Source organism: Rhodococcus sp. FW305-130, from assembly GCF_058788335.1.
The window spans coordinates 375,002-401,857 of the sequence record NZ_JBYTAP010000004.1 but is presented as its reverse complement, the minus strand read 5'-3'; the positions used below and the strand labels follow the sequence as shown (position 1 = coordinate 401,857).

Below are 26,856 nucleotides of genomic sequence, written 5' to 3'. Positions count from 1 at the left end.
ATCGCAATGACCGAACATGTGAACATCTCAACGCACAACGCCTGCGTCGACTTCCCGATCTTCGACGCGAAGTCCCGGTCGATGAAGAAGGCATTCCTCGGTAAAGCGGGTGGCGCCATCGGCCGCAACAGTTCCGACGTTGTGGTCGTGGAAGCCCTGAAAGACATCACGATGACGCTCAAAGAGGGCGACCGTGTAGGGCTGGTCGGCCACAACGGCGCCGGAAAGTCCACCCTGCTGCGCTTGCTCTCCGGGATCTACGAACCCACCCGGGGATCCGCCACCATTCGCGGACGCGTCGCACCTGTTTTCGACCTCGGAGTCGGCATGGATCCCGAGATCTCCGGCTACGAGAACATCATCATCCGCGGCCTGTTCCTCGGTCAGACCCGCAAGCAGATGCTCGCGAAGATGGATGAAATCGCCGACTTCACCGAACTCGGCGACTATCTCGACATGCCATTGCGCACGTACTCCACCGGCATGCGCGTGCGCATCGCTATGGGCGTGGTCACCAGTATCGATCCCGAGATCCTGCTACTCGACGAAGGCATCGGTGCCGTCGACGCCGAATTCATGAAGAAGGCCAGAGTTCGGCTGCAAAAGCTGGTGGAACGCTCCGGCATCCTGGTATTCGCCAGCCACTCCAACGAATTCCTCGCTCAGCTGTGCAACAGCGCGATGTGGATCGACCACGGCCAGATCCGCATGCAGGGTGACATCGAGGATGTCGTGCGCGCCTACGAAGGCGACGACGCCGCCGAACACGTGCGCCACGTCATCAAGGAGATGGAACGGGAGAACACCCTGTGAGCGCACCCGAGAAAATCATCGGGGTTGTCGTCACGCACAAGCGTCGTGAACTGCTGGCCGAATCCTTGAAGGTCCTCAGCACCCAGTCGCGGCCGCTCGATCACCTGGTTGTCGTCGACAACGCCGACGAAGCCGATGTGAAAGAGCTCGTCGACAACGCTCCACTGCCGACGAGTTACATCGGTTCTCAGCACAACCTCGGCGGTGCCGGAGGATTTGCTCTGGGCATTCTCTACGCACTTTCGCTCGGCGCCGACCGCGTCTGGCTCGCCGACGACGACGGGCGTCCGGAGGGCCCCGAGGTCCTGGAAACCCTGCTCGACTGTGCAATTCGGAACGACCTGGCCGAGGTCTCCCCCGTCGTCTGCGACATCGACAACCCAGACCGCCTCGCGTTCCCCTTGCGCCGCGGCACGTCGTGGCGCCGGTTGCGTTCCGAACTCGGCGACGAGGATCTCCTGCCAGGCATCGCGTCCCTCTTCAACGGTGCACTGTTCACCGCCGATGCGATCGATGCTGTCGGAGTTCCGGATCTACGCCTGTTCGTCCGCGGCGACGAGGTCGAGGTACATCGTCGCCTCGTGCGCTCCGGCCTGAAGTTCGGTACCTGCCTGCAAACTGCTTACGTCCACCCCAACGGCGCGGACGAGTTCAAGCCGATTCTCGGCGGACGTATGCACACGCAGTACCCCGACAACGACACGAAGCGCTACTTCACTTACCGCAACCGTGGATACATCCTCGCCCAACCGGGAATGCGGAAACTGCTTCCGCAGGAATGGGTTCGGTTCGGCTGGTACTTCCTGATCACCCGCCGCGATCCGGCAGGACTACGCGAGTGGATGCGACTGCGCAAACTCGGCCGGGAAGAAAAGTTCGAACGCCCGAGTTAAGTCAGTCGTCCTGAGTTGAAGCAGTTGCCCAAACATCTTTTAAATCAGTTGCACAGTCGCGTCTGCGGCTGAGACGATTCTGATCCGACGCATGGTGCGTCCTGAGAATTACGAGGAGTGAGTATTGATGACTGTCGTGTTCCGCAGTTTCAGCGCCGTCAACGTTCACACTTCTTCGTACTCGAGGACACAATCACCATGCCGGAAAACAACACGCTCCTGACCGAATACGGTTGGAACGCAACACTCTCGAACACATTCACTACCCTGGCCCCACCGGACTCCGCACCCGGGCGCGTTCTTCGCGTCGACCGCGGCCGGTGCGACGTGGCCGTCGCCGAAGGCACAGTTCGCGCACTCACCGGCAGTGATCCGCTCGCTACCAGCCAACTGTGCACGGGTGACTGGGTGGCCGTCGCCGAGGTACTGAACTCACGCGAACCCGAGATACACACGGTCACTTCAATACTCCCCCGATCGAGCAGCATCGTTCGATCCTCGGCGTCCGGAAAATCGGAAGGCCAGATTCTGGCTGCGAACGTCGACACCGTCGTCATCGCCACGGCGTCGGACGGCGACGTCGATCTCGGGCGCATCGAGCGACTACTCGCACTCGCCTGGGAAAGTGGCGCAACACCTGTCGTCGCACTCACCAAATCGGATGCAGCTCAATATATCTCCGACACTCTAGCTGAGGTCTCTGCCATTGCGCCCGGCGCAACAGTGCTGGCCGTCAGTGCCGAGACCAACGAAGGAATGGATGTACTCGATGCAGTTCTGGACGGCACCGTGGCGATACTCGGTCCATCCGGCGCCGGTAAGTCGACGCTCGCGAACGCACTCCTCGCGGACACCACAGGCGCCGATCGACTCGAGACCGGCCGCGTTCGAATCGGCGATGGAAAGGGACGCCACACCACAGTCACGAGAGAACTGATCCCCTTCTCCGGCGCCCGGACGTTGATCGACACACCCGGCCTGCGAGGGGTTGGCATGTGGAATGCGGCGGAGGGAATCGACAAGACGTTCCCCGAGATCGAGGAACTGATTGCAGAGTGCCGGTTCTCGGATTGCGCACACAACTCCGAGCCGGGATGCGCAGTCCTGACCGCACTCGGGCGCGGCGATCTGGACGAGCGGAGACTTGCGAGCTACCGGAAACTACAGCGAGAGAACGCGTGGAACGCCGCCCGAAGCAATGCTCGTCTGCAGGCAGAGAGGACGCGGGAGATCAAGGTGATCTCCCGACATCTCAAGAGTCACTACCGCGGTCGGAACCGGTAGCGAACAAAGCCTGGCAGCATGGAGGTGATCCCGACGAGAGGTTGCCATGTTCGAGCGGTTCCGTTCCAGCGCCAGGACCAAGCTTCAGCGTGCGGTATCCGAGGTGGTCGAGACCGCCGACCGTCGCAACGCCGATCGCACGCAGCAGATCCTCGACGCGCTGGCACTCTCACGTGACGAACTGGCCGAGGCCCGCGGTGACATCGCGGGCCTCCGGTCCAGGATCGACGAGCTGGAATTTCGCCAGCGTCGGGATCTGGCCTACGCCGTGGATCTAGAAGCGACAGCGTCGACTGCCGAGTTCATCCTCGAACACCTTCGAGTCGCGGAGACATTCGGCCACCCGCACGACACGCTGCGCCATGCACTGGGCTTGATCGAAATCCCCGGCATGGCACTCGAATTCGGTGTTGCCAGCGGAACCACACTCAGGATCGTCGCGGAGGCTTTCACCGAACGCGAGGGGACCGTCGCAGGTTTCGACGTGTTCTCCGGCCTTCCGGAGACCTGGCGCACCGGGTTCCCGGTCGGCGAGTTCGCTCAGGAATCCATCCCCGAAGTGCCTGGAGCGCAACTTGTTCCGGGCCTCTTCGAGGACACCTTGCCCTCGTTCCTGAACGACGAATCCGGCCCCGTTGCGTTCCTGCACCTCGACGCCGACCTTTACTCGTCCACCAAGACCGTGCTCGATCTCCTCGGCGACCGACTGGTCCCCGGGTCGATCGTCGTCTTCGACGAGTTCTTCAACTATCCCGGATGGCAGCAGCACGAATACCGGGCGTGGACGGAGTTCGTCACACGCACCGGCATCTCGTTCGAATACCTCGGGTACACCGTCGACAACGAGCAGGTCATCGTCGAGATCACCAGCTGAGAATCACTTCTCGTACAGACGTGCCCAGTTCTCTCGACTCGTGAGTTCCGGCATCGCAGCACGGTACTTCGCCGACACGGCAGGTGCTTCCTTCTGGAATCGACGCAGTAGCTTCACCGTTCGGATCAAGAGAGCACGCGCCGTAGCCTTGTCTCGCTGCCGGATACGTACCCCCGACTGCGAAGCATCGGTGACGACTACATGGTCGAACTGCGAGATGTGCCACCAGTGCGCATCCTCGCGCGGAATATTGACCAAACCGCCACGGGTGCGCCCCAGCCACTGATTCAACCCACGTTTGGCCAGAATCACTCGCATCAGGCTCGGTTCACCACCGGCACGCTCGGTGTGGAGTTCGTTCGAGGCGATCGGGGCGGTAGCCGCATCGTGTTTGATCGTCTCGGCATACTGCGCTCGGCCGGCACGGATGCTTGCCATGGCCTCGATGCCGCCGTCCCGCAACGCTTCCGGACCGTCGAGATAATCCTCGATGCCCTTCAACGTCGTGAAGGCAAGGCCGTATTGCATTCCGACGAGGAATTCGGAAATCTGGCGGAAGAACTGACGTGAAAGTCCCTTGGTGTCGAGATCGCTGTGCAAAGACCCGACGACGAGGGAGTTACGCGTACTGAAGTAGCGGGCCCAGTCGTCGAAGTCCTTCCAATAGAAATCGGCATGCCACACAGCGGCGTTGGGCAACGTGACGGTGACAAACCCTGCTTTCCGGGCCCTGATTCCGTACTCGACGTCATCCCACTGAAAGAAGATCGGAACGGGTAACCCGATGGCTTCGACAACTTCGGCGGGGATCAGGCACGTCCACCAGGCGTTGTATCCCGCATCGACTCGACGCTCTTGACGCTTCTTGAGCATGCTCGTGTTGATGAGAGCCTTGGGCACTCGTTGCCCGTGATGGAGAGTCTTCAGATCTACGTCTTCGGCACCGACATTGAGGAAATCGGGATTGAGCAGATACATCATCTGCGCACCCACCAATGTCGGTTCCACCGTCATATTCGCAAAAGCGTTGAGGCGCAACACTGTTTCTGGTTCACAGAGAATATCGTCGTCCATCAGGATGACGTCGGCGAGATCTGCCCCCTCGGATGTAGCCTCGAAAAGCCCACGTGAAAAACCGCCCGCTCCGCCGAGATTCGGCTGCTGCAGATATTTCAGCTTCTCACCGAGCTTGTCTGCCGCCTCGACGAAGCGCGCCCGATCTTTCACCAGGTCGTTACCCTGATCGACGACGTACACGGAGCTGACGAGGTCACGCACAGTGGCATCGGAAGCCAGTGCAGCAACAGTCTCGGCACAATCGTCGGCCCGATTGAAGGTGCAGATCGCCACCGAGACCGGGCGAACCGTCTCCGGAGCGGCCACGGTCCATTCCAAGTGGTCGATCGTCATCGGAGCGTCGACAGAATCCACCTCGAGCCAGAGGGCGCCGCCGTCGACGAACTTGTCCAACGATGTGGTCAACGTGACCTCCGAGGACCCCGATCCGTCGCGGGTCTCGAGAATACGGCGATGCCCGGCGATATCCGAAGCAACCATCCGGACGCGGAACCGACCCTCGCTCTCGATCCGCAGCGAAGCCTCGACCTCAGTGACAGTCGTCCACCGCTGCCAGTAGCTGGCAGCGAAACGCCCGAAATAGGTGTTGGTGCTGATACGTGCGCCCTTGTCCAGAGCGACTCGGTGCCGGGTCCGCTCACCGGAGCCCTTCCGGAACTCGACGTACAGGTCGTCGTTGACTATCGGCGACATTCCGACGAACACGCCGCGCTGGACCACCAAACGGCGAGCCATGACCTGCCCGTTCTCCGGCACCCCCACCTTTACCTGCTCGGGCATATGACTCCTACGTGAATCTTGAAAAAGCTGTACCTGTCACTCGCAGGGTATCCGAGGTGGAATTACCCCCGAAACTCGAAAACACAGCCTCGGCTACTGTCTCTGGTGCATCCACCCGTGCGACCTGGAGATCCCTTGACACTCGAACTACCCGCTCCCACCCGTCGGGAACGCTGGAGCTGGGGCGCTGTGATCCCAGCAGTCGTGTGCCTCGCATTCTTCGCGATCGTCACGGTGGACCCTCGCTACTTCTATGTCGACGACACCGAATCCGGTGCGGTCGGCAACTGGGTTCAGCTGGGCCATCTGATGCGAGAGGGACAATTCCCCTCGCTGGTTCTGGATCAGTGGATGGCTGGAAACTATCCGGTCGAGGGTCAGGGTGGGCTGTGGAACCCGGTCCAGATCTTCATCAACTACATCGCACCGTCCGTCGACAATCTCGCTTTGCTGGCCACGCTGGTGAAGTTGGCATTCGCGATCATCCTCGGATGGGGCGTCTATCGAGTCTGCCTCGAATACGGCGCGCGCCCCTACTGGGCGGCCGTCGCCGGAAGCGCAGTGCCCTTTGCCGGGTTCACCCTGTACTTCGAGTACCCGTCGTGGGTTACCTCGGTGATCGGAATGGCCTGGGTGGTGCAGGCGTGGGCCAGCGGAATTCGCTATGCCCGCGGCCGGTCGGGGCCGATACCCGTCTTCGTCTTCCTCTATCTCGCGATCAGCGTCGGATACGTCCATGCGGCATTGATGGCCGGAGTGACCGTCGGGGCACTGATGGTGGGCGAATACGTCCGCAGTCCGCAGTGGCGGACAACAGTGAAGCTCGGACTGGTCGGCGTCTCGGCCGCAGCCTGCGGCGCGATCACCTTTCTTCCCGGTCTGCTCTCCTCGGCCGTCACATGGCGCACCGGCGAAGAAGGTACGTTCAACGACAATTTCCTGACGGCACCGTGGTCGGAAACACTCACGGCGAGTATTCCGTCGTCCGTCTCGAGCATCGAGTCCTGGACGGGCGAAACCACCTACGCACCGATCACCTACATCGCCTGGTTCGCGATACCGGCACTGGCATTCATCGGCTGGCGGAAAGCACAGGGTTCGCTGCGAGAGTTGGTGACCCCGCTGCTGCTGTTGGCCTTCATTCTGCTGTTCACCGCGGGCCCCAGCGACATCGGCCAGATTCGGTGGCCGGCACGACTACTTCCCTTCGTCGCGGTGTTCTCCCTGGTACTACTCGGTGTGCTGCTGAGCCGATTCGGGACTTTGGACAAACTGCGATCACGCGTCATCGCTGCATCGTTGATCGTGTTCGTCTTGATGATTCGCGCCAGTTCTTCGGGTCCGCAGTACTTCATCCGGCATCTCACCTGGGCTGTCGTGATCATCGCCGTCGGAGCACTCGCCATCTACCTCGGTCGTAGATACGGCGCCCCGGCGATCGCAGGTCTACTGATTCTCACCATCGCTCCGGTGACTCTGTATCAAGTGATCGCGTATCCCCAGGCGCTGAACAAGTGGTACCTGCCGACCAGCCAATCCGAAGCCAAGGCGAACTTTCCGGATTTCCCGGGCACGACCCTTCAGCTCGGCAATCGCGCACTGATCCGAATCGACGCCGAAACAACCGAACTCCCGTGGACTTCGCAGGTGTACGGAAACTACGCCAAGGTGCTCGATCTCGACTACGTCAACGCGTACACCCCGGTCGGCCACGCGGACTTCGCTTCGCTGCTGTGTATGGGATTCGACGGGTCGACGTGCGACGACGCCTACCGAAACGTGTTCAGGCCGGATGAATACACCGGTCGAACCAGCGCAGACCTGATGCTGCTCGACCGCGTCGTCCTTCAACGGAAGCAGTACCCGGGCGCTGACAACGAACCCGCCCCACCCGGGTGGCACTGGGCAGAAGTGCCCGAGGTCGCCCAGGACCAGATCTACATCCTCGAACGCGACGCCGGCCCGATCTCCGGTCAACCGGGCCGTGTGTCGGCAACTGTCAATGCCGACGCACAGTCCGAGTACATGAGCGTCAAGAACGAGCGTGTGCGAGTCAGTTCACCGGGCGGTGGCAGCGTGGTATTCGCACGGTTGGCATGGCCGGGCTACACCGCGACCCTCGACGGCGAACCCATCCCGACCAAGGGCCTTGGCGGAACGTACCTCTACGTCGATCTGCCGCCTGGCACCGACAACGCGGAACTGGTGATCAACTTCCGTTCCCCAGGACAGAGGATCGGCTATGTCGGTATGGGCTTCGGGCTCGTTATCCTTGCCGGCCTCTCCGTGATCTACTACCGCGACAGGCGTCAGAGCCGGGACGGGACCTCCGCGATCACCACAGACTCGTTGTAGATGAACGGCTTTCCCATCCACCGCGGAAACGGGAACGACAGCGAGCGCCTGACTACAAGACCGTTGTCCGCACAGATCTTTTCGAGGTCGACGCCGTCGAGGAAGACGGTATGCGTGGGATCGCTGGCGAAGCCACGTTCCTGAGGGCAGATCAGCATGACGGTCGCACCCGGTTCCAGGAATGGAAGGTACTCGGCGACGATGCCGGAAGCTTCTCCCGCCGGCAGGTGCTCGAGGAGATGCGCCATCAGCATTCCGTCGAAGGTTCGCTCATCGCATTCGGAGTGAAATTCCGCAGATGAGTACGCCTCGAACCCGAGCGATCGACAGAACTCCACCGAATGTTCGTTGTGGTCCACCCCGACACTGCCAGGGGGAAGATTTCGCAGATTTCGGCCGATCCCGCAGCCGACGTCGAGCACCTTCCGGCCGCCGAGGAAACGTCGGATATTCCACTGATACGGCGCTTGCACGTTCAGAACGCGCTTCCATTTGGCGCCTTGAAGCTCACGCAACCGAGCCGTGTACTCGGTGTCGGTGGTATCACCGCTACCCGTATCGGCTCTCCCAGGAAGGCCTGTGTTCTCGCGATTGTTCTCGCGTCGATCGTTGGTGTGATCTTCGAACTCGGCCACTGGAGACTCACTTTCGTCGAGTGATCCGGATCATAACTTCACGATTCTCCGACATGTACGCCCCCACGCCGAGAAGCCGACCCTCGGCGACGTATACACTCCCCGCCTGTGAAGACCGATGGCACACCCGAGTCGGTGCAACCGCACCGAATTTCCGTCGTCGTGCCGGTTTACCAGGGCGAACACACTCTCAATGCACTCATCGACGAGATACTTCCCCTGACGAAAACCCAGACCACTCCCGGCGGGCGGCTGTTGGTCGTCGAAGAAGTCCTTCTCGTCTTCGACCACGGTCCGGACGGATCAGCTGCGGTCATCCGTGAACTCGCGAGACAACATGACTTCATCCGACCCATCTGGCTCTCGCGCAACTTCGGCCAACATCCGGCAACACTGGCGGGAATGGCGTCGAGTGGTGGCGAATGGGTTGTCACCATGGATGAAGACGGCCAGCACGACCCGGCCGACATCGGTGGACTCCTCGACACTGCACTGGATCAACAGGCCACCCTCGTCTACGCGCAGCCCGTGAACGCGGCACCCCACGGTGCGCTACGCAACGCGGCGTCGAAGTCGTCGAAATGGTTGACCACCAAAATTCTCTCGTCCGAGAACTCCGTGAAGTATCAGAGCTTCCGACTGGTCCTCGGAGAGGTCGGACGGTCGGTCGCCGCATACGCCGGATCCGAGGCTTACCTCGACGTGGCTCTGGGCTGGATCGCGGGAGAGGTCACCACCAGCCCGGTTCAACTGCGTGAGGAACGCGGACGCGCATCCGGATATCACCTCAGAAGCTTGCTGTCGCATTTCTGGCGAATGGTTCTCTCCAGCGGCACCAAGGGCCTGCGAATGGTCAGCTTGATCGGCTTCCTGTTCGCTGTCGGCGGTCTCGTCATCGTCCTCTACGTATTGGCGTCGTACGTGTTCTTCGACGCCGGCGTCGAGGTACGGGGATGGGCGTCGACGATGATCGTGATGCTGTTCGGTTTCGGGGCAGTGCTCTTCTCGTTGGGTGTGATCGCCGAATACATCGGTGTCGCAGTCAAGACGGCAATGGGAAAGCCGCCGTACCTCATCGTCAGCGACCCCGCGTCAGGCCCGTTGGGGCGCCGGAACGCCACCGAGCCACCCGCGTAACAATGAATGTCCCCACGTGGGTAGTCGGCAGCGGCGGCCTCCTCGGCAGCTCCGTGGCCCGCGAACTCGAGCGCCGTGGGGCCGACATCCGCACCAGCCGCGTCCCGTGGGGCGAACCCGCTCTGGCCAGAGAAATCCTGTTCGCCGATGCCAGGAAACTGGTTACTGACGCCGCCGGCGGCCCGTGGCGAATGGCGTGGTGCGCCGGTGCAGGTGTGAACGGTACGAGCAGTGACGAATTCGCTCGCGAGAACCAACTCATGAAGGACGTTCTCGACGAGCTGGGGACGGCGGACGCAGGCGTCGGGACCGTCTTCCACGCTTCGTCTGCCGGCGGCGTCTACGCCGGAGCTCCCGGAGCACCGCACACCGAAACAAGCGCGACCAATCCACTGGCCGACTACGGGCGAGCAAAGCTCGATGCCGAATCGATTGTTCGCGAATTCGGCTCCAGAAGCGGAACCCGGACTGTCATAGGAAGATTCGCAAATCTCTACGGCCCGGGTCAGAATCTGGCGAAACCCCAAGGCCTGATTTCGCACCTCTGCCGAGGCTATCTGCTGTCGATGCCCATTTCGATCTACGTTCCCATGGACACGCTTCGGGACTACGTTTACGTCTCCGACGCGGCCGAAATGGTGGTCGACAGCTTCACCCGAGCGGAAGCGTCGCAGGAACCGACGGTCACCAAGATCTACGCGTCCGGACGCAGCGTCACCATCGGGGCGATCCTCGGCGCGTGCCACACCGTCTTCAGAAAACGCCCCAACGTTGTGCTCGCCAGTTCTCCACTCGCTTCGGCGCAAGCCCGAGACCTACGGCTGCGATCGATCGTGTGGACTGATCTGGACCAGCGCACACATCGCCCGTTGCCTGCCGGGATAGCGTCGACCCTCGACTCCATCCGCCGCAATCTGGCTGCACGCTAGGAAGTGGTCTTCTCGCCGGCTGCCACGTATGCCTGCTCGGTCGCGTCCTTCTGCGGACGCCACCACTGTTCGTTGTCGCGGTACCAGTCGATCGTCGCTTCCAGACCACTGCGGAAGTCCTCGTAGCGCGGGGACCAGCCAAGTTCTTTCCGGAGCAGACTCGAGTCGATCGCGTACCTCACGTCGTGCCCCGGGCGGTCGGTGACAAAATCGAACTCGTCGGCGCCACGGCCCAATATCTGCAGAATCGACTCCATGACAGTTCGGTTGTTCACCTCACCGTCAGCGCCGATCAAGTAGGTCTGACCGATCCGGCCACCGTCGATGATCGCCCAGACCGCGCTGTTGTGATCGTCGACATGGATCCAGTCACGGACGTTCAAACCGTCGCCGTACAACTTGGGACGCAATCCGGCGAGAACATTGGTGATCTGCCGCGGGATGAACTTCTCGACATGTTGATAAGGGCCGTAATTGTTCGAGCAGTTCGACAGGGTGGCCCGGACGCCGAACGAACGGGTCCACGCGCGCACCAACATGTCGCTCGATGCCTTCGTCGACGAGTAGGGGCTCGACGGGTTGTACGCGGTCGACTCCGTGAAACGGTCCGGATCGCCCAGTTCGAGGTCTCCGTACACCTCGTCGGTGGAAATGTGGTGATACCTGACGTCGTGCTTGCGCACAGCCTGCAGGAGCGTGAAGGTTCCCACGATGTTGGTCTGCACGAACGGCCACGGATCAGCGAGCGAATTGTCGTTGTGGGACTCGGCAGCAAAATGAACGACGACGTCGGCAGCGCCCACCAGTTCGTCGACGAGAACTGCGTCGGTGATGTCGCCGTGAACAAACGTGATGCGGTCGGCTATCGAATCGAGCGAAGACTTGTTGCCCGCGTAGGTCAGCGCATCGAGCACCGTGACCTCGGCGTCGGGGCGCTCTGCCACCGTCTGATGGACGAAATTGGCGCCGATGAAGCCTGCACCGCCAGTCACGAGAACTCTCACGTTTGCGCCTCCACGATCACCGAATCGAACCGATCTATCTACCGGCCACGCACGATACCGTGCGCCCGAGATTTGTTTCTCCAGCGAACACTGGAACACTTCGAGGCATGCGCGGAATCATTCTGGCGGGCGGCACGGGGTCGAGGTTGCACCCCATCACGCTCGGCGTGAGCAAACAGCTGGTCCCCGTCTACGACAAACCGATGATCTATTACCCACTCAGCACCCTGATGCTGGCCGGGATTCGCGACATCATGATCATCACCACAGAAGACGACGCACCGCAGTTCCAGCGGTTGCTCGGCGACGGCTCGCAGTTCGGCGTCGACCTGACCTACCAGATCCAGCACGAGCCGAATGGTCTCGCACAAGCATTCGTACTCGGAGCCGGCCACATCGGTTCGGAATCCGCGGCCCTCGTCCTCGGCGACAACATCTTCTACGGCCCAGGTCTGGGCAGTAAGCTCACGCGTTTCGAGAACATCGACGGTGGCGCCGTATTCGCGTACTGGGTTTCGGACCCCACGGCTTACGGAGTCATCGAGTTCGACCGCGAAGGCAAAGCCGTCTCGCTCGAGGAGAAGCCGGCGAATCCGCGCTCCAACTATTCGGTGCCTGGCCTGTATTTCTACGACAACGACGTTGTCGCCATCGCCAAGGACCTCGAACCATCGGCACGCGGCGAGTACGAGATCACCGACGTCAACCGTGCGTACCTCGAAGCTGGTCGCCTCCAGGTCGAAGTACTTCCTCGCGGCACCGCGTGGCTCGACACCGGAACTTTCGATTCGCTTCTCGACGCATCGAACTACGTGCGCACGATCGAGGAGCGTCAGGGACTCAAGATCGGCGCGCCCGAAGAAGTTGCGTGGCGGCACGGATTCATCACCGACGACGAGCTACGCATTCGTGCTGAGAAGCTCCTCAAATCCGGATACGGAAAATACCTTCTCGAACTTCTCGACCGCGGCAAGGACTGGTGACATGGCAGATACTCACGTGATGAGCCAGTATCGCGAACTGAAAGTGCCAGGGGCCTGGGAATTCACACCCAAACAGTTCGGCGACGACCGTGGAGTCTTCCTCGAGTGGTTCCGTGAACCCGGATTCTCCGAGATCACCGGCCGCACCCTCGACCTTCAGCAGGCCAATTGCTCGGTCTCGGCTGCCGGCGTCCTACGAGGCATCCATTTTGCCGACGTCCCTCCCGGACAGGCCAAGTACGTCACGTGTGTCAAAGGCGCGATACTCGACATCGCCGTCGACCTCCGCGTGGGATCGCCGACCTTCGGCCAGTGGGATTCGGTCCTTCTCGACGACGTCGACCGCCGAGCGATCTTTCTGTCCGAAGGGCTCGGGCACGCCTTCCTGTCCCTCGAGGACAACTCGACAGTGGTTTACCTGTGCTCGACGGGATACGCCCCCGAACGTGAGCACGAAGTTCACCCCCTCGATCCCGACATAGCGATCGACTGGCCCACCGTGGGTCGCAGCGGTGAGCCCCTGAACATCACGCTCTCCGCGAAGGACACAGCGGCACCGTCGCTTCAAGATGCCGTGTCGGCAGGGCTGCTGCCCACGTTCGGCGAAGGCTGATGGCTTCACCGGATTCGACTGCAACACCCCCCGCCGGAATGACCGGCAGGCCGGGTCCGTTGATGCGCGTCGTCAAGAATCAGGCCCTTGCCTTTCTGCTCGTCGGTGGCGTCAACACGGCGCTCGGAACCGCCTGGTTCATTGCCTGGCAGATCGCGCTCGGCGATGAATTCGGCTACCACTTCGCGATCGTTGCCGGGTACGTCTGCAACCTGCTGTGCGCTTTTGCGATGTACCGCTACCTGGTCTTCGAAGTTCGCGGTCACTTCCTCCGTGACTTCTGGCGATTCGTCGTCGTCAATTTCGGAGCCTTCGTGATCAACCTCGCGCTGATGACCGTCGCGGTCTCGGTCCTGCACTTTCCTCCCATCCCGTCACAACTCGTCATCACTGCGGTAACCGCAACAGCAAGCTTCTTCGGTTACCGCGATTTCTCGTTCAGTCGAAACAAGAGAACAGGCAACTCATGACTCCGCGTGTTTCCGTCGTCGTCCCGGCTTACAACAATGCCGACTACATTGCCGAGACGATCGACTCGATCCTGAATCAGACCTACCAGGACTTCGAACTGATCATCTCGGATCATTCGTCGACCGACGACACCGTCAAGGTCCTGGCGCGATACGCCGACGATCCGCGGATCGAGATCCTGTCGACCGAGGCCGGCGGCGGAGCGAAGCGAAACTGGGACCGGGTCAGCGAAGCCGCGAACGGAGAGCTCCTGAAACTGGTGTGCGGTGACGACACCATCTACCCCGAGTGCCTGGCGGAACAGGTCGCGGCTTTCGACGAGCACCCCTCGGTGGTACTCGTGGCCTCGCAACGCAAACTGGTCGATGCAAACGGAAAGACCATCCTCTCCGCGCGCGGACTTGCAGGGCTGAAGGGACGGGTCACCGGGCGCGACGCGGCCCGAAAGACGGTAACGGCGGGAGCGAACATCTTCGGCGAGCCCGGATGTGTACTCATGAAGCGATCCGCCTTGAAGGCCATCGGATGGTGGGACGACACCAACCCGTACGTCATCGACGAAGCCACGTACACCGCCGTCGCACTCCAAGGCGACGTCTATGCGATCGCCAAGCCCCTCGCGTCCTTCCGCGTCAACGCCGGACAGTGGAGTGTGCGTCTGGCCAAGGATCAGGCACGCCAGGCAGCGGCATTCCACAAAGATCTCCGGGAATCGGATCCGACTCTCGTCTCCGCAATGGACGTCCGAATCGGCGACGCACGCGCACTCGCCACCTCGTTCATGCGTCGCGGCGTCTACATGCTGTTGCGCCATCGCATGTCTTGATCGTTGCCGGTTGGGTAATCTTCACCTTTCACACTCGATGGGATGACGACCGGCGGGACGGACGGCTGGATGACCAAACGTGCGGGCAGACGCGGTCTGTGGACGGCCGCCGTTCTCGCAGCCGGACTCGGCGCCCTCGCACTGGTCGCACCGCCTCTGACGCCTGGCACGATCGAGTCCGCCCCCGTCACCGTCATCACGACCACCCCACCGGCGTCGGTTGTTCCGCTCACCCCGGAGGAGCTCTCGGCCCAGGTGGTCCCCACCATCGTCACCATCACCGCGCCGGCCGGATTCACCACCACCGCCGGAACCGGGATCGTGCTCTCCCCTGACGGAGTTGTGCTCACGAATCACCACGTCATCAGCGGAGCCTCGGACGTCACTGCCGTCAGCATGTCCAACGGACTGATCTACGACGCCGAGATCCTCGGGTACGACAGCGTCAGCGACCTTGCCGTCCTTCGACTCGCGGGCGCCACGGATCTGCCGGTGGCTGTGGTCGGCAAATCAGCAGAAGCCACTCGTGGGGATTCCGTCACCGCAATCGGAAATGCGGAAGGCGGCGGAGTACCCGTCCCAGCTCCCGGCGTCATCACCAACCTCGGTGTCACCGTCAACACCCGCAACGTGTCCGACGGATCGCGAAACCAGTTGAAGGGCCTCATCGAGGTGGACGCGGACATCCGGCCTGGCGATTCCGGTGGCCCCCTGGTCAATGCCGTTGGCGAGCTGATCGGCGTCAGCAGCGCGGGCAACGCCGTCACCGACCGCACCGAAACCTCGCCGGCGCCTCAGTCCTACGCGATACCGATCGACACCGCGCTGCCGATCGTCGAGCAGGTACTCAGTGGCCGCTCCTCCGAAACCGTGCGTGTGGGACCGACGCCCGTGCTCGGTGTCGCAGTCAAGGATCACGCGGAGATGCCGGCCGGCGCGGAAGTTGTTGCCGTGAGCTTCGATTCGCCGGCCGAGCGGGTGGGGCTGATCAAAGGTGCGGTCATCACCGAGTTCGGTGGCAGCCGGATCGCGTCGTCCGCTGATCTCAACGCGGCGATGAGCTCGCGCCGCCCCGGCGACACCGTCGCAGTGACGTGGGTGGACGCAACGGGGCAACCCGGGACCGGTTCCCTGGTCCTCGACGAGGGGCCACCTCGCTAGTCGTACAAGGCGCCAGCCGTGAAAGCATCGTGGCATGACCACGGTTCTCCTGCTCACCTGTGACGGCGCCGCCCGCGAGGCGGATGTCGAAAGCAAACTCGTCATGGAAGCTCTCACCTCCTACGGCATCGCGTCGACGATGGCGCCGTGGTCGAGCCCGTCCCTCCTCGATATCGACGCCGACCTGGTTCTGATCCGGTCGACCTGGGACTACACCCAGCGCCTCGACGAATTTCTTGCCGTTCTCGATCAGCTGACCGCCCCGATCGCCAACCCGCTCCCGATCGTCGAGTGGAACGCCCACAAGGGATACCTCACCGAACTTGCCGCGGCCGGCGTACCTATCGTCCCAACCGCTGTGATCGCTGCCGGAAAGAGCGAAACACTCACCCTCCCTTCGTTCGAGGGTGCCGACGTCATCGTCAAGCCTGCAGTGTCCGCCGGCGCTGTCGGAGTGGGAAAGTTTGCCGCCGGGTCCGAGCAGGCCCACGCTCACCTCAGTTCAATCCTCGAGAGTGGCAACGACGCTCTGGTCCAGCCCTTCATCTCGGATGTCGTAGACGGCGAGCGCTCGATCATCCACCTCGGCGGACGCTACTCCCACGCCGTCCGGAAGATCCCGGCCACCAACGACTTCCGCGTGCAGGAGTTCCACGGCGGAACCAACCACGTCCACGAACCGTCCACCGCCGAACTCGCGGTGGCCGACGCGGCGCTGGCCGCAACCCCTTGCGGTCCCGGCGAATTGCTTTATGCGCGTGTGGACGTCGTGGGCCGGTGGATCAACCACTGCTCATGGAAGTGGAATTGATCGAGCCCGAACTCTTTCTGCCATTCGCCCCGGGATCTGCCGACGCCCTCGCACGGGCAGTTGTCGCGTCTCTAGGTCTGTGAAGCGCCTCGGAGTGCCTTCTTGTCGACCTTCCCCAAAGCAGTGAGCGGCAACGCTTCCACAATTGAAATCTCCTTGGGCGCCCAGATCGGGCCCTTGTGTGATCTCACGTGTGCGACGAGCTGCTCGGGCGTGACCGACCATCCCGTCTTCAGTACGACTGCCGCGGTAACCGCTTCTCCCCATTGAGGATCGGGGACACCGAATACTGCACAGGCGGCCACTGCGGGATGATGTCCGAGTGAGTCCTCGACTTCGCGCGGGTAGACGTTGAATCCACCACTGATGATCGTGTCCTTGATGCGGTCGACGATCGAGATGAGCCCAGTTTCGTCGATCCGAGCAACGTCGCCGGTGTGCAACCACCCATTCGCGAGCGCTGCAGCGGTTTGTTCAGGTTTGTTCCAATAGCCGTCCATCACGAGCGGACCTCGCACACAAAGCTCGCCGGGTACGCCCGTCGCGGTCTCGTTTCCCTGCTCGTCGAACAACACCACTTCGACACCTGGCATCGCGCGCCCACAACTCCCCAGAACTGCGGGATCGTCCGTGTGCTCACGTGTATCGAGCACCGTCAACGCATTCGGGGCTTCGACCTGACCGTAGTGCTGGCTCAGGATCGGCCCGAACACCGCCCCTGCCTGCGCGAGCCTGGTGGGGTCGATGGGTGCAGCACCGTAAAGCATCCAGTTCAGCCCGGACAGATTCGCATCCGACAGGCGTGGATGGTCGAGCAAGGCGTAGAGCATCGTAGGAACGACGAATGTAGCTGTGACTCCGTCATTTTCGATTGCGTCGACAACCCTGTCCGGGTCGAACGACCTGTGCAACTCGAAGCTTGCACCTCGCTGCAGACCGGGTGCGACGAGCAGACCGGCAGCATGAGACATCGGCGTGGTGAGCAGCATGGTGGTATCAGCCGGCCACTCCCACGTGGTGCAGGCCCAGGCATTGGCGACCAAAGATCGGTCCCTGAGCATGACGCCCTTCGGCTCACCGGTAGTTCCACCGGTGTAGAAGAGATACAAAGCTCGACCCTGACCGCCGAAGTCTGAACCTGTTCCCGCCGTAGCCAATTCACACGCTGATTCGAGGGCTGACAGTGACATCACTCGAGTCTGCGCCGCTTCGGCGCGCGTCTGGAACTGTCCGTCGGCAACCAACAGGAGATCGGTACCACTGTCTTTCAGCACCATCCTGTCGTTCTCTTCGGTCGCGAGCGGATGGAGTGCCGTGTAGCGCACGCCCGCCAGACACGCTGCCGCCATGACCGTGAATGCTTCAGGACACGGACCCGCAAGCAGGGCTACCCCGCCTCCGTCCGGCAGAGCGAGGCTACTGAGGACACCTGCAATCCGCTCGATCTGTTCCGCGGTCTGCCGATATGTCAGCTCGGCCCGATCACCGTTCCGATCCGTGAATCGAAACGCGATGTGGTCTGGTCGGCGTCGCAGCGCCGACAGAATCAGATCCGCATATCCCGCTTGCTCGTGCAAGCCTGGCGCCATCGGTTCATCGTTCATCATGTCCGCGTTCATCGTGGCCCTCCCAAGATCGTGACCGCGGCGACGGCTTCCTCGATGCCGTAGAGACCTCCGCCGTTCTCTGCGACCGCGATTCGAGCCCCGGGAACCTGTCGCCGCGCTGCTTGTCCACGCAACTGCGTGACAAGTTCGAAGACCTGCGCTAGTCCCGTTGCCGAGACCGGATGACCACGGGATTCGAGCCCACCTGACGGATTGACCGGACGCACGCCTCCCAATGAACTCGCACCGGACGCAGACCACGCGCCGCCCTCACCGATCGGGCAGAACCCCAAATTCTCGACCTGCTGTACTTCACCGAAGGCCGTGGCGTCGTGGACCTCTGCCACATCCACATCGCCTGGCCCGACTCCGGCTTCCTCGTATGCGCTCATTGCCGCTCGGCGACCGATGTGACTCTCGACGTCATCTGCGGCCCGATCCGTGCCTGACACCAAGCTGCAACCGAGTACCCGCGCCGCCCGCCGAGAGGAATCATGCCTTCGCGCAAAGTCTGCAGTGGTCACAACAATTGCCGCCGCACCGTCACTGACGGGCGAACACATCGGAACGGTCAGAGGCCACGCGACTCGCCTCGCGGCAAGCACCTCGTCGACAGTGAAGGGTTTGCGAAAGTGCGACCACGGATTGTGCACGGAGTGCGCATGATTTTTGGCTGCTACGGACGCGAGTTCGAACTCGGTCGTTCCGAATCTCTCCATGTGCGCCCGAGCAAGAGAAGCGTAGATCTCCATGAACACCGACCGCTCACCCTGCGATCCGAGTTCACCCGGCACCGGAGCGGAGAGTGAGGCAAGGCCGGCGAGCGTCTCGTCGCGATGCGCAACGTCGAGTGCACCGTCGAACACCTCCAGACTTCGAGCGGGATCCGAGCACACCAGCTTGTCCACCCCGACCGCCAATGCGACCTCGGACAGACCGGCGCGAACGTGGGCGATCGCCAGCCAGAGTGCCGTTGCCCCGCCGGCGCAGGCATTTTCGACATTGACGACCGGGACTCCACCGAAACCGTAAGGCCTCAAGGCAATCTGGCCTGGGATCATGTGCTGCCGGTCGATCGCCTTCTGACTGACGGTCGCGTAGAAGACTGCACCGACGTCACCGCGGGTCAGGCCCGCGTCTTCGACGGCGTCGATCGCTGCACGCCCCGCCAATTCCGAGGCCGAGGTATCCGCGTGCCGCCCGAAGGGAGTCGCGCCGACACCGAGAACCATGACTTCGCCGCTCACGCCACCACTCGATTCCTCAATACACCGAGGCCGGCGACCTCGAGTTCGACTACGTCTCCCGGTTCGAGGAACCGCCCGTGTTCCAAGCCGCATCCACTCGGCACGGTGCCGGAACAGAAGACTTCACCCGGGTACAGCCGCGTGGAAGTCGAGGCGAACGAAATCACGTCCTCGAAACGATGGTCCATGTCGGCGCTGGTTCCTCGGCTCACCTCGTCTCCGTTGATTCTCGCGGTCATCTCGAGCTGGTACGGGTCTCCGACTTCGTCGGCCGTCACGATCCAGGGGCCGAGGACATTCGCGTTCGAAAAGTCCTTGCTCTTACTGAGACCGAGTCCGGTGGAGATCTCCTCGAGCTGAGTATCGCGGGCGCTGAAATCGTTGAAGATGGTGTAACCGAAGATATGCGCAGGGGCATCCGCTCGTGAGATGTCGCTTCCACCGCGCCCCAACACACAGGCGAATTCGAGTTCGTAATCGCGCAGGCTCGAGTACTCGGGCCACACGACCTCAGATTCGTGTCCGGTCACCGCCAATCGGTTCGCTATGTAATACAGCGGGCGCTCCAACTGGATCTTCGGCAGTTCGACGTCCTCGAGTGCGACCCCTTGAATTCGGGCGCGAGCGTTGCGGAAGTGATCCATGAAGCAGCCGAAGTCTCGGATCTGGACCGGCTGAGGAAGCGGCGACATCCAGCGCACATCACCCGCGTCGACGATCGCACTTGCCGGCTGCTCGTCTGCCAGCCGATCCAGGATCTCCCGTGCCGCCGGACCACCTTCGATGATGGTTTGCATGGTTTCCAGTTCTGGAGCCGGTTTTCCCGTCACATCATGATGAGCTCGCTCGAGTAACAACAGTTGCTCGCCGCTGCCCGTCACCAGAGCCGTCTGCTGGGTCTTTTCGTATTCGACGGTCGCAAGTTTCACTGTGAGTCAATACCTTTCACTGAATTGTTCGTTAGGTGAGGCAGGAATTTTGCTCAGACGAACGCGACCACACGAGCCGGGGCAGCGCTGGCTCGCGCAAGCTTGATCGGGAAAAACGCCACATGAAATCCCGAGGGCGGAAGCGCGGCGAGGTTCGCCAGTTGCTGAACGATGAATACTTCACGTTCGCGTCCGGCCCGGTGCCCGTCCCAGAGAACCGAGTTGTCGCCGGTGTCACGAAATTTCTGTGCCATGACTGCAAAGCTCAAGTCCCAGCCGGCAGCGTCGGTGCCCAGCACCTTCGCGCCTTGCTCGGCGAGAAACAGCGTGCCTTCGCGACTCATCCCTGGATACTGAAAGAACCCTGGATCAGCCAAGGTGAAGCTCTCTTGTCCGGTACGGAGCAACACGGCACCATCCTGGGGAACGGACGCACCGTTTTCCGCCAGGGCAGCTTTCAGCGCGTCCACCGAGATCGGCTGATTCGCCTCGCACCGGCCGCGCAGGTCGAGCACCACTGTCTCGCAGAACAATTCATCCAACGCGATGTCTGTGATCGTGCGAGAAGGCTTACCCTCCGAGGTTGATCCGTAGTGCAACGGCGCGTCGACGTGTGTGCCCAGATGGCTGTTGAACTCACTCAACATCTCCGATCCCCACCCCTCACCGTCCGGAAGATCATGAACTCCGCACTGCAGTGCTGCCGCGAACTCGTCGCGTCCGGCACCCGCGGGGTGCGAGTAGGTCACCGAGGGGGCAACGACGGAAGCCAGTGCCTTCAAACCCTCGGGGAGCAATTCCCGATCGGCCGGATCGAGAGTTCTAGTCAGATCGATGAGTTCCATGTCCGCCCATTCCGTTAAGTTATTGGACGCTCAGCATAGAACTGGACGATCAACATAGGCAAGAGGGTGTCGCGAGAGGAATACGGCCGGTCGATGGCCGGCCTCGTAGCATGAGTGCGGTGCGCAGGTCTCGGCCCCGACGGGCACGTCGACGTCACCGCGTGCCGGAATTGGCTGCACTCGAGAACGAAAGAAGGCAGGAACACCGAATGGCGTCGACACGCAAGCAGGAGATTTCCGAGGAAACCAGACGGCGACTGGTGAAAGCCGCGGCCGAACTGGCTGCCGAAGGCGGGTCGACCGCGATGTCCGTACAAGCCGTGGCAGAAAGATCCGGTATCAGCAGAGGGTCCGTGGCCTGGCACTTCGGATCGAAGGACGGGCTTCTACGAGCCGTCGTCGAGGACGCATTCCGGTGGGGCATGGAAAAGCTACGCGCAGAGTTGGCATCACCCTCGGCGACCGGAATCGAAGCATTGATCGAAGCCAACTTCGTACTTATGTCATACCCCGAGGCACGAATTTTCTCGACCATCTTGATCGAAGCCGTGATTCCCGGGTCCACCATCCGCGAGACCTACGCAGAGCAGTACGTCGCAATGCGAACGCTGTACGCGGACTACCTGCGTTCGATCGACACCCCGGTCGCCAATCCGGAGTTGGTTGCCGTCACCCTTCTGGCCGGCACTCTCGGGATCAACCTCCAACATCGCCTCGATCCCGACAACGTCGATCGACGTTCAGCAGTAACCGAGCTCGAATCGATCTATGCCCGCGCGATGGCACCTACCGCAACGTCAGGACACGAGAATCCCTAACCGGACCGGAAGTTCAACTTCCCGAACAACTTTCGCCCGCGACCTGGGGCGGGACCGCATCGAGCCTGGCGCGAATGAACCTGGCAACGTCACGTAGCGCGGCCCGGCTCTCCGGCAAGCCAGGCCAGACGGCGGGAAACGCGTGAACCTGGCCGTTCCAGATCTGCAGCGAGCACGGCACCCCCGCGGCGGCGAGCCGTTGCGCCATCACCTCCGAATCGACTCTGAGCACCTCGGATTCGGCGGCGATCAGCAACGACGGCGGCAAAGCTGCAAGATCGCCGTCGACGGGCGAGTTCGTCTGTCCGCCAAGCTTTCCGATCGCCATCAATGCCGACACCGGGGCGATCACGTCGCGTCGAGCGTTGGCATGGACCGATTTGGTGGTGCAATCGAGATCGAGGAGCGGTGAGAGGCCGACAAGACCGGCCGGAACCTCGAGCCCCGCGGAAACTGCTGCAAGCGCCGTCGCGAAGACCAGGAAACCTCCGGCCGAATCACCAACGAAGACAACCTTTTCCGGCAAGGCTCCCTGTTCGAGGAGCCACCGGTACGCATCCAGACAGTCGTCGACGGACCCGCTGATGCTCGTGCTCGGCAACTGCCGATACGCGATGTGCAGGACCGGAAGGCCGGTTCGCTTGGCGATGCCGGCAACGACCGGCCGATGCGTGTTGAGCCCGCAGCACATGAACCCGCCGCCGTGCAGGTAGAGAACTACACCCTCGCGCAGATCAGCCGTCGAGCCTGCCGTCCGGACGAGTTCACCGTCGAAACCTGGAAAACGAATCGCTTCCCGATCGATCCCGGACGGAATGCGTACACCCGCGGCCGAGTCCAGAACTGCGGCGCGGCGCATGGCGCCAGGCGTCAGCGGCGCGATCCCGACCACGGGCCGAAGCATCCATCGACACGCGTTGTAGAGGACCTGCGATTCGATACTCGGTCTGCCGTATCGAGTTCCGGTCCTACGACTGACTGAGGGCAACAGAGACATCTGTCCAGATTAGAAGCGATCAGGCACCGAAGAGGTCGACTTCGTCGAGATCGTCGACGATCGTGACCTTTCGTTTCCGCCCGCCGATGACCTTGCCCAGACCGCGCAGACCACCGGACTGAGCTTTCGGGGCGGGCTCGATGCGCTGCGGCGCAACTCTCGTCCGCGCTGCACGCTGTACGGGCTTGGGTGCGGGAGCTGATGCCGGTGCCTCCGGAACGACGGGCGCCGCCGGAACCTCGGGTTCGGGAACCTCGGCTGGAACCACCGCTTCCGGCTCCACGAAGCCCTTAGCAACCGGGGCCTCGGGCGCGACCTCAGCGGCTTCCTCGACCTCCGCCACCTGCTCCACCTGCACCGGTCCGTCGATCACCGGGATGTCCGACGCCCAGCGGACCCGATACTCCAGACCGCGCGACGCCAGTTCACGCGCGAGATCGCCGTGCCAGACCCCGTCTTCGCCGTCGCCGTATGCCCGTGCGTCGGAGCTCACCCAGATGACGTCGACGCCCGGGTTGCGGTCGGCGAGATCGAGCACGGTCAGCCAGTTCAGCGTCGCCGGGTAGCCGTCTCGCTTCTTCTTGTCGGTATAGGGCCGACGCAGCGAGATCGCCCTCTCGGCCACCTCGAGATGCGACACGTCGACTGGATCGACCACTTCGACGCCGATCGCCACGAGGTCTTCAATCACGTCGTCGACATAGCCGTCGGCCTTGTCGTGAGCTGCGTCGACGAATCTGGTGAGGTCGCGCCGCAATCCCAGTCGGTCGTACATGCGCGCCTGGACGCTCAGGGCCGCGATCATCTCCGCCGATTCCTCGCGATAGCGACTCGCAACTTCGAGAACGACCAATCGCGGCACGACGACGCGGTGTCCGAGTGCGCGAGCGTCGGCGATGGCGGCGTCGAACCGTGCGCCCCTGGTCAGGGCCGAAGAATCGAGAACGATGATCATGGGGTCGATTCTCTCTCGAGAAACCGGACGAATGCGCTAATCCACCCCGAACCGTTACTTGATCTTGAAGATCACTGCCCGCTGAACGATGAAGTTGATAACCGTCGCGGTGCCCTGCGCGATGACGAAGGCCAGCGGCATGCGCCACCACTCGTCGGCGAGCACATGCACCATCAGCGCGTTGAGCCCGACCTGAACCGCAAAAGTGACCGCGTACAGCACGACAACAGCGATGAAGCGGGCGCGAGAAGGCTCGGCCTTGAACGTCCACCGCCGGTTGATCAGATACGCCGTCGTAGTGCCGGCGATAAAGCTGATCGACTTGGCCACGCTCAGATCGAGGCCGACGACCTTGAACAGGAATGCGTACAGCCCGTAGTCCACGACCGCCGACAGCCCACCCGTCGCGACGAACCGGACGATCTGCGTTTTCAGGTCCATCGCGTCGTCGGCGATGTCCGTCGTGACAGGAATCTCGACGGGCAGCGGGACGTGGGGTTCGTGCTGGTGACTTGCAGGTGTTTCGGGCACGACGACGAGAGTAACCACTCGAGTCGGAGCCGTCGGCACTACTCCCAGGTAACCTCTACCTTGATGTCCACGACAGCAGAAGAGACGCCGAAGCCGGCTCTCCACACCCAAGCCCGCACCCTCACCGGTTGGGGACGCACCGCCGCCACCACCGCACAGGTGCTGTCCACCCCCGACGTGGAAGTGATCGCGAACGCGGTCGCCCAGGTTGCGGAACAGAACGATTCCAAGCCCTCGCATCTGCGACGCGGCGTCATCGCGCGCGGCCTCGGCCGCTCGTACGGCGACCCGGCGCAGAACGCCGGCGGGCTGGTCATCGACATGAATGCACTCAGCCGCATTCATCGCATCGATCGCGACACCGCTCTGGTGGACGTCGACGCCGGCGTGAATCTGGACCAGCTGATGAAGGCTGCTCTGCCGTTCGGCCTGTGGGTTCCGGTCCTGCCGGGTACTCGCCAGGTCACGATCGGCGGCGCCATCGGCTCGGATATCCACGGCAAGAACCACCACAGCGCGGGCAGCTTCGGCAACCACGTCGTGTCGTTGGATCTGCTGACGGCCGACGGCAAGGTTCGCACTCTCACCCCCAAGGGCGGGCGCAACGATCCCAAGGCCGCGCTGTTCTGGGCCACGATCGGCGGCATGGGCCTGACGGGCATCATCCTGCGCGCCACCATCAAGATGACACCGACCGAGACGGCGTACTTCATCGCCGACGGCGACGTCACCAACAGCCTCGACGAGACCATCGCGCTGCACAGCGACGGCAGCGAGGCCAACTACGAGTACTCGAGCGCCTGGTTCGACGCGATTTCCGCGCCCCCGAAGCTCGGCCGTGCGGCAGTCTCGCGCGGATCTCTGGCGAAGCTCGACCAGCTTCCGGCCAAGCTGCAGAAGAACCCGCTCGCCTTCGATGCGCCGCAGTTGCTGACGTTCCCCGACGTCTTCCCCAACGGGCTGGCCAACAAGTTCAACTTCACCGCGATCGGTGAGGTCTGGTTCCGCAAGTCCGGCAAGTACCGCGGCAAGGTCCAAAATCTGACGCAGTTCTACCACCCGCTCGACATGTTCGGTGAGTGGAACCGGGCGTACGGATCCAACGGATTCCTGCAGTACCAGTTCGTGGTTCCGCCGGAGGCGGTCGAAGAGTTCAAGAAGATCATCGTCGACATCCAGCGCAGCGGGCACTACTCGTTCCTCAACGTGTTCAAGCTGTTCGGCGAGGGCAATCAGGCGCCGCTGAGCTTCCCGATCCCGGGCTGGAACATCTGCGTCGACTTCCGCATCAAGCCGGGCCTGAACGAGTTCGTCACCGAACTCGACAAGCGTGTCCTCGAATTCGGTGGGCGCCTGTACACGGCCAAGGATTCGCGGACGTCCGCGGAAACTTTCCACGCCATGTACCCGCGCATCGACGAGTGGATCGCGACGCGCCGCAAGTACGACCCCACAGGCGTTTTCGCCTCCGATATGTCCAGAAGGCTGGAACTGTGATCAACGCTGTAGGTAACCCGCAAACCGTTTTGCTTCTCGGTGGAACCTCCGAGATCGGCCTCGCCATCTGTGAGGAATACCTGAAGAAGGCGCCGCTCCGCGTCATTCTGGCGGCACTTCCCGGCGATCCGGGACGCGAAGCTGCGGTCAAGCAGCTCGAAGCGAAGGGTGCCACCTCGGTGGAGCTCATCGACTTCGACGCCGTTGATTTCGAATCGCACCCGAAGGTGATCGACCAGGCGTTCTCGAACGGGGACGTCGACGTCGCGATCGTCGCCTTCGCATTGGACGGTGACTCCGAAGAGCTGTGGCAGAACCAGCGCAAGGCGGTTCTGGTCGCAAACGTGAACTACACCGCGTCCGTCTCGGTCGGTGTTCTTCTCGGCGAGAAGATGAAGGCTCAGGGCTTCGGCAAGATCATCGCGATGTCGTCGGTTGCCGGCGAGCGCGTCAAGCGTGCCAACTTCGTCTACGGCTCCACCAAGGCGGGCCTCGACGGTTTCTACCTCGGACTCGGCGAGGCTCTCGCGGAATTCGGACCGCAGGTCACCGTCGTCCGTCCCGGCATGGTGCGCACGCAGTTCAGTGCCCACGTCAAGGAAGCTCCGCTGACGGTCAACAAGGACATCGTCGCGAAGCTCGCTGTTGCCGCCTCGGACAAGGGCAAGGAAATCGTCTGGACTCCCGGCCCGTGGCGTTTCGTCATGATGGGTCTTCGCCACGTGCCGCGCCCGATCTTCCGGAAGTTGCCGGTTTAAGCTCCTCCCGTGCCAGAAACAACAAC

26 protein-coding genes are annotated in these 26,856 nt (G+C 62.2%); 16 read left to right on the top strand and 10 right to left on the bottom strand.

Going from position 1 to position 26,856, the window contains the following annotated elements; all coding sequences use genetic code 11:
• Positions 1-6: 6 nt before the first annotated feature.
• The 4 genes from wzt to AC3WQS_RS14915 all read left to right on the top strand — a co-directional run bounded on the left by wzt (position 7) and on the right by AC3WQS_RS14915 (position 3,864).
• Positions 7-813, top strand: a complete 807-nt coding sequence (gene wzt / locus AC3WQS_RS14930; RefSeq protein WP_020905803.1) for a galactan export ABC transporter ATP-binding subunit Wzt/RfbE — start codon at positions 7-9, stop codon at positions 811-813.
• A complete protein-coding gene (gene glfT1 / locus AC3WQS_RS14925; RefSeq protein WP_019746444.1) occupies positions 810-1,706 on the top strand; it encodes a galactofuranosyltransferase GlfT1 in 897 nt (298 codons plus the stop codon). The genes wzt and glfT1 overlap by 4 nt, the downstream gene beginning before the upstream one ends.
• A 198-nt stretch (positions 1,707-1,904) precedes the next feature.
• Positions 1,905-2,990 (top strand): ribosome small subunit-dependent GTPase A, encoded by a 1,086-nt coding sequence (gene rsgA / locus AC3WQS_RS14920; protein WP_492713117.1) that lies wholly within the window; start codon positions 1,905-1,907, stop codon positions 2,988-2,990.
• A gap of 46 nt (positions 2,991-3,036) precedes the next feature.
• Complete coding sequence (locus AC3WQS_RS14915) at positions 3,037-3,864, top strand: TylF/MycF/NovP-related O-methyltransferase (protein WP_197941341.1); 828 nt, start codon at positions 3,037-3,039, stop codon at positions 3,862-3,864.
• Between the two features lie 3 nt (positions 3,865-3,867).
• Here AC3WQS_RS14915 and AC3WQS_RS14910 read toward each other — a convergent pair whose 3' ends face one another.
• Complete coding sequence (locus AC3WQS_RS14910) at positions 3,868-5,721, bottom strand: glycosyltransferase (protein WP_047888763.1); 1,854 nt, start codon at positions 5,719-5,721, stop codon at positions 3,868-3,870.
• 135 nt (positions 5,722-5,856) lie between these two features.
• On the opposite strand from AC3WQS_RS14910, the gene AC3WQS_RS14905 reads away from it, so the two are divergent.
• Positions 5,857-8,076, top strand: a complete 2,220-nt coding sequence (locus tag AC3WQS_RS14905; RefSeq protein WP_041815503.1) for a hypothetical protein — start codon at positions 5,857-5,859, stop codon at positions 8,074-8,076.
• Here AC3WQS_RS14905 and AC3WQS_RS14900 read toward each other — a convergent pair.
• Positions 8,031-8,711 carry a class I SAM-dependent methyltransferase gene (locus AC3WQS_RS14900; RefSeq protein WP_492713118.1) on the bottom strand — a complete coding sequence of 227 codons (681 nt, stop codon included), beginning with the start codon at positions 8,709-8,711 and terminating at the stop codon, positions 8,031-8,033. The two genes, AC3WQS_RS14905 and AC3WQS_RS14900, sit on opposite strands and share 46 nt — an antisense overlap.
• Before the next feature lie 108 nt (positions 8,712-8,819).
• Between AC3WQS_RS14900 and AC3WQS_RS14895 the strand changes: the two genes are divergently transcribed.
• Together AC3WQS_RS14895 and AC3WQS_RS14890 are read left to right on the top strand one after the other, a co-directional pair.
• Complete coding sequence (locus AC3WQS_RS14895; RefSeq protein WP_241896020.1) at positions 8,820-9,848, top strand: glycosyltransferase; 1,029 nt, start codon at positions 8,820-8,822, stop codon at positions 9,846-9,848.
• A 2-nt stretch (positions 9,849-9,850) separates the two neighbouring features.
• Positions 9,851-10,777, top strand: a complete 927-nt coding sequence (locus AC3WQS_RS14890) for an NAD-dependent epimerase/dehydratase family protein (protein WP_020905795.1) — start codon at positions 9,851-9,853, stop codon at positions 10,775-10,777.
• Here the strand turns inward: AC3WQS_RS14890 and rfbB are convergent.
• On the bottom strand, positions 10,774-11,781 hold the full coding sequence (rfbB, locus tag AC3WQS_RS14885) for a dTDP-glucose 4,6-dehydratase (RefSeq protein ID WP_024488303.1): 1,008 nt from the start codon (positions 11,779-11,781) through the stop codon (positions 10,774-10,776). The two genes, AC3WQS_RS14890 and rfbB, sit on opposite strands and share 4 nt — an antisense overlap.
• Positions 11,782-11,888: 107 nt before the next feature.
• Between rfbB and rfbA the strand changes: the two genes are divergently transcribed.
• The 6 genes from rfbA (at position 11,889) to AC3WQS_RS14855 (ending at position 16,646) form a co-directional block, all read left to right on the top strand.
• The gene (rfbA, locus tag AC3WQS_RS14880) at positions 11,889-12,764 is read left to right on the top strand and encodes a glucose-1-phosphate thymidylyltransferase RfbA (protein ID WP_020905793.1); all 876 of its coding nucleotides are present in this window, start codon (positions 11,889-11,891) and stop codon (positions 12,762-12,764) included.
• Position 12,765: 1 nt separating this feature from the next.
• A complete protein-coding gene (locus AC3WQS_RS14875; RefSeq protein WP_223257871.1) occupies positions 12,766-13,377 on the top strand; it encodes a dTDP-4-dehydrorhamnose 3,5-epimerase family protein in 612 nt (203 codons plus the stop codon).
• Positions 13,377-13,847 carry a GtrA family protein gene (locus AC3WQS_RS14870; protein ID WP_047888762.1) on the top strand — a complete coding sequence of 157 codons (471 nt, stop codon included), beginning with the start codon at positions 13,377-13,379 and terminating at the stop codon, positions 13,845-13,847. Before AC3WQS_RS14875 ends, AC3WQS_RS14870 begins: the two co-directional genes overlap by 1 nt.
• The gene (locus AC3WQS_RS14865) at positions 13,844-14,674 is read left to right on the top strand and encodes a glycosyltransferase family 2 protein (protein ID WP_020905790.1); all 831 of its coding nucleotides are present in this window, start codon (positions 13,844-13,846) and stop codon (positions 14,672-14,674) included. Before AC3WQS_RS14870 ends, AC3WQS_RS14865 begins: the two co-directional genes overlap by 4 nt.
• A 69-nt stretch (positions 14,675-14,743) precedes the next feature.
• On the top strand, positions 14,744-15,835 hold the full coding sequence (locus tag AC3WQS_RS14860) for a S1C family serine protease (RefSeq protein ID WP_492713138.1): 1,092 nt from the start codon (positions 14,744-14,746) through the stop codon (positions 15,833-15,835).
• A 34-nt stretch (positions 15,836-15,869) separates the two neighbouring features.
• The gene (locus AC3WQS_RS14855) at positions 15,870-16,646 is read left to right on the top strand and encodes an ATP-grasp domain-containing protein (protein ID WP_492713119.1); all 777 of its coding nucleotides are present in this window, start codon (positions 15,870-15,872) and stop codon (positions 16,644-16,646) included.
• Positions 16,647-16,717: 71 nt separating this feature from the next.
• On the opposite strand, the gene AC3WQS_RS14850 is transcribed toward AC3WQS_RS14855, so the two are convergent.
• From AC3WQS_RS14850 to AC3WQS_RS14835, 4 genes are read right to left on the bottom strand one after another with little or no spacing between them, the layout of a single operon-like run.
• Entirely contained in the window at positions 16,718-18,265 is a 1,548-nt protein-coding gene (locus AC3WQS_RS14850) for an AMP-binding protein (RefSeq protein ID WP_492713120.1), read from the bottom strand.
• Positions 18,262-19,500 carry a thiolase family protein gene (locus AC3WQS_RS14845; RefSeq protein WP_020905787.1) on the bottom strand — a complete coding sequence of 413 codons (1,239 nt, stop codon included), beginning with the start codon at positions 19,498-19,500 and terminating at the stop codon, positions 18,262-18,264. The genes AC3WQS_RS14850 and AC3WQS_RS14845 overlap by 4 nt, the downstream gene beginning before the upstream one ends.
• Complete coding sequence (locus AC3WQS_RS14840; protein ID WP_019746428.1) at positions 19,497-20,429, bottom strand: fumarylacetoacetate hydrolase family protein; 933 nt, start codon at positions 20,427-20,429, stop codon at positions 19,497-19,499. The genes AC3WQS_RS14845 and AC3WQS_RS14840 overlap by 4 nt, the downstream gene beginning before the upstream one ends.
• A 53-nt stretch (positions 20,430-20,482) precedes the next feature.
• Positions 20,483-21,274 carry a cyclase family protein gene (locus AC3WQS_RS14835; protein WP_070385939.1) on the bottom strand — a complete coding sequence of 264 codons (792 nt, stop codon included), beginning with the start codon at positions 21,272-21,274 and terminating at the stop codon, positions 20,483-20,485.
• A gap of 209 nt (positions 21,275-21,483) precedes the next feature.
• Here AC3WQS_RS14835 and AC3WQS_RS14830 point away from each other — a divergent pair, with 209 nt between their 5' ends.
• A complete protein-coding gene (locus AC3WQS_RS14830; RefSeq protein ID WP_492713121.1) occupies positions 21,484-22,092 on the top strand; it encodes a TetR/AcrR family transcriptional regulator in 609 nt (202 codons plus the stop codon).
• A 13-nt stretch (positions 22,093-22,105) separates the two neighbouring features.
• On the opposite strand, the gene AC3WQS_RS14825 is transcribed toward AC3WQS_RS14830, so the two are convergent.
• The 3 genes from AC3WQS_RS14825 to AC3WQS_RS14815 are packed head-to-tail and all read right to left on the bottom strand — an operon-like array spanning position 22,106 to position 24,575.
• Complete coding sequence (locus AC3WQS_RS14825; RefSeq protein ID WP_133728291.1) at positions 22,106-23,089, bottom strand: alpha/beta hydrolase; 984 nt, start codon at positions 23,087-23,089, stop codon at positions 22,106-22,108.
• Positions 23,090-23,108: 19 nt separating this feature from the next.
• Entirely contained in the window at positions 23,109-24,044 is a 936-nt protein-coding gene (locus tag AC3WQS_RS14820) for a PIN domain-containing protein (RefSeq protein ID WP_492713122.1), read from the bottom strand.
• A 54-nt stretch (positions 24,045-24,098) separates the two neighbouring features.
• The gene (locus AC3WQS_RS14815; RefSeq protein ID WP_078377459.1) at positions 24,099-24,575 is read right to left on the bottom strand and encodes a GtrA family protein; all 477 of its coding nucleotides are present in this window, start codon (positions 24,573-24,575) and stop codon (positions 24,099-24,101) included.
• Between the two features lie 63 nt (positions 24,576-24,638).
• Between AC3WQS_RS14815 and dprE1 the strand changes: the two genes are divergently transcribed.
• Together dprE1 and dprE2 are read left to right on the top strand one after the other, a co-directional pair.
• On the top strand, positions 24,639-26,072 hold the full coding sequence (gene dprE1 / locus AC3WQS_RS14810; RefSeq protein WP_492713123.1) for a decaprenylphosphoryl-beta-D-ribose oxidase: 1,434 nt from the start codon (positions 24,639-24,641) through the stop codon (positions 26,070-26,072).
• Positions 26,069-26,830: a decaprenylphospho-beta-D-erythro-pentofuranosid-2-ulose 2-reductase gene (gene dprE2 / locus AC3WQS_RS14805; RefSeq protein ID WP_019746424.1), complete on the top strand. Its 762-nt coding sequence runs from the start codon at positions 26,069-26,071 to the stop codon at positions 26,828-26,830. The genes dprE1 and dprE2 overlap by 4 nt, the downstream gene beginning before the upstream one ends.
• Positions 26,831-26,856: the final 26 nt, after the last annotated feature.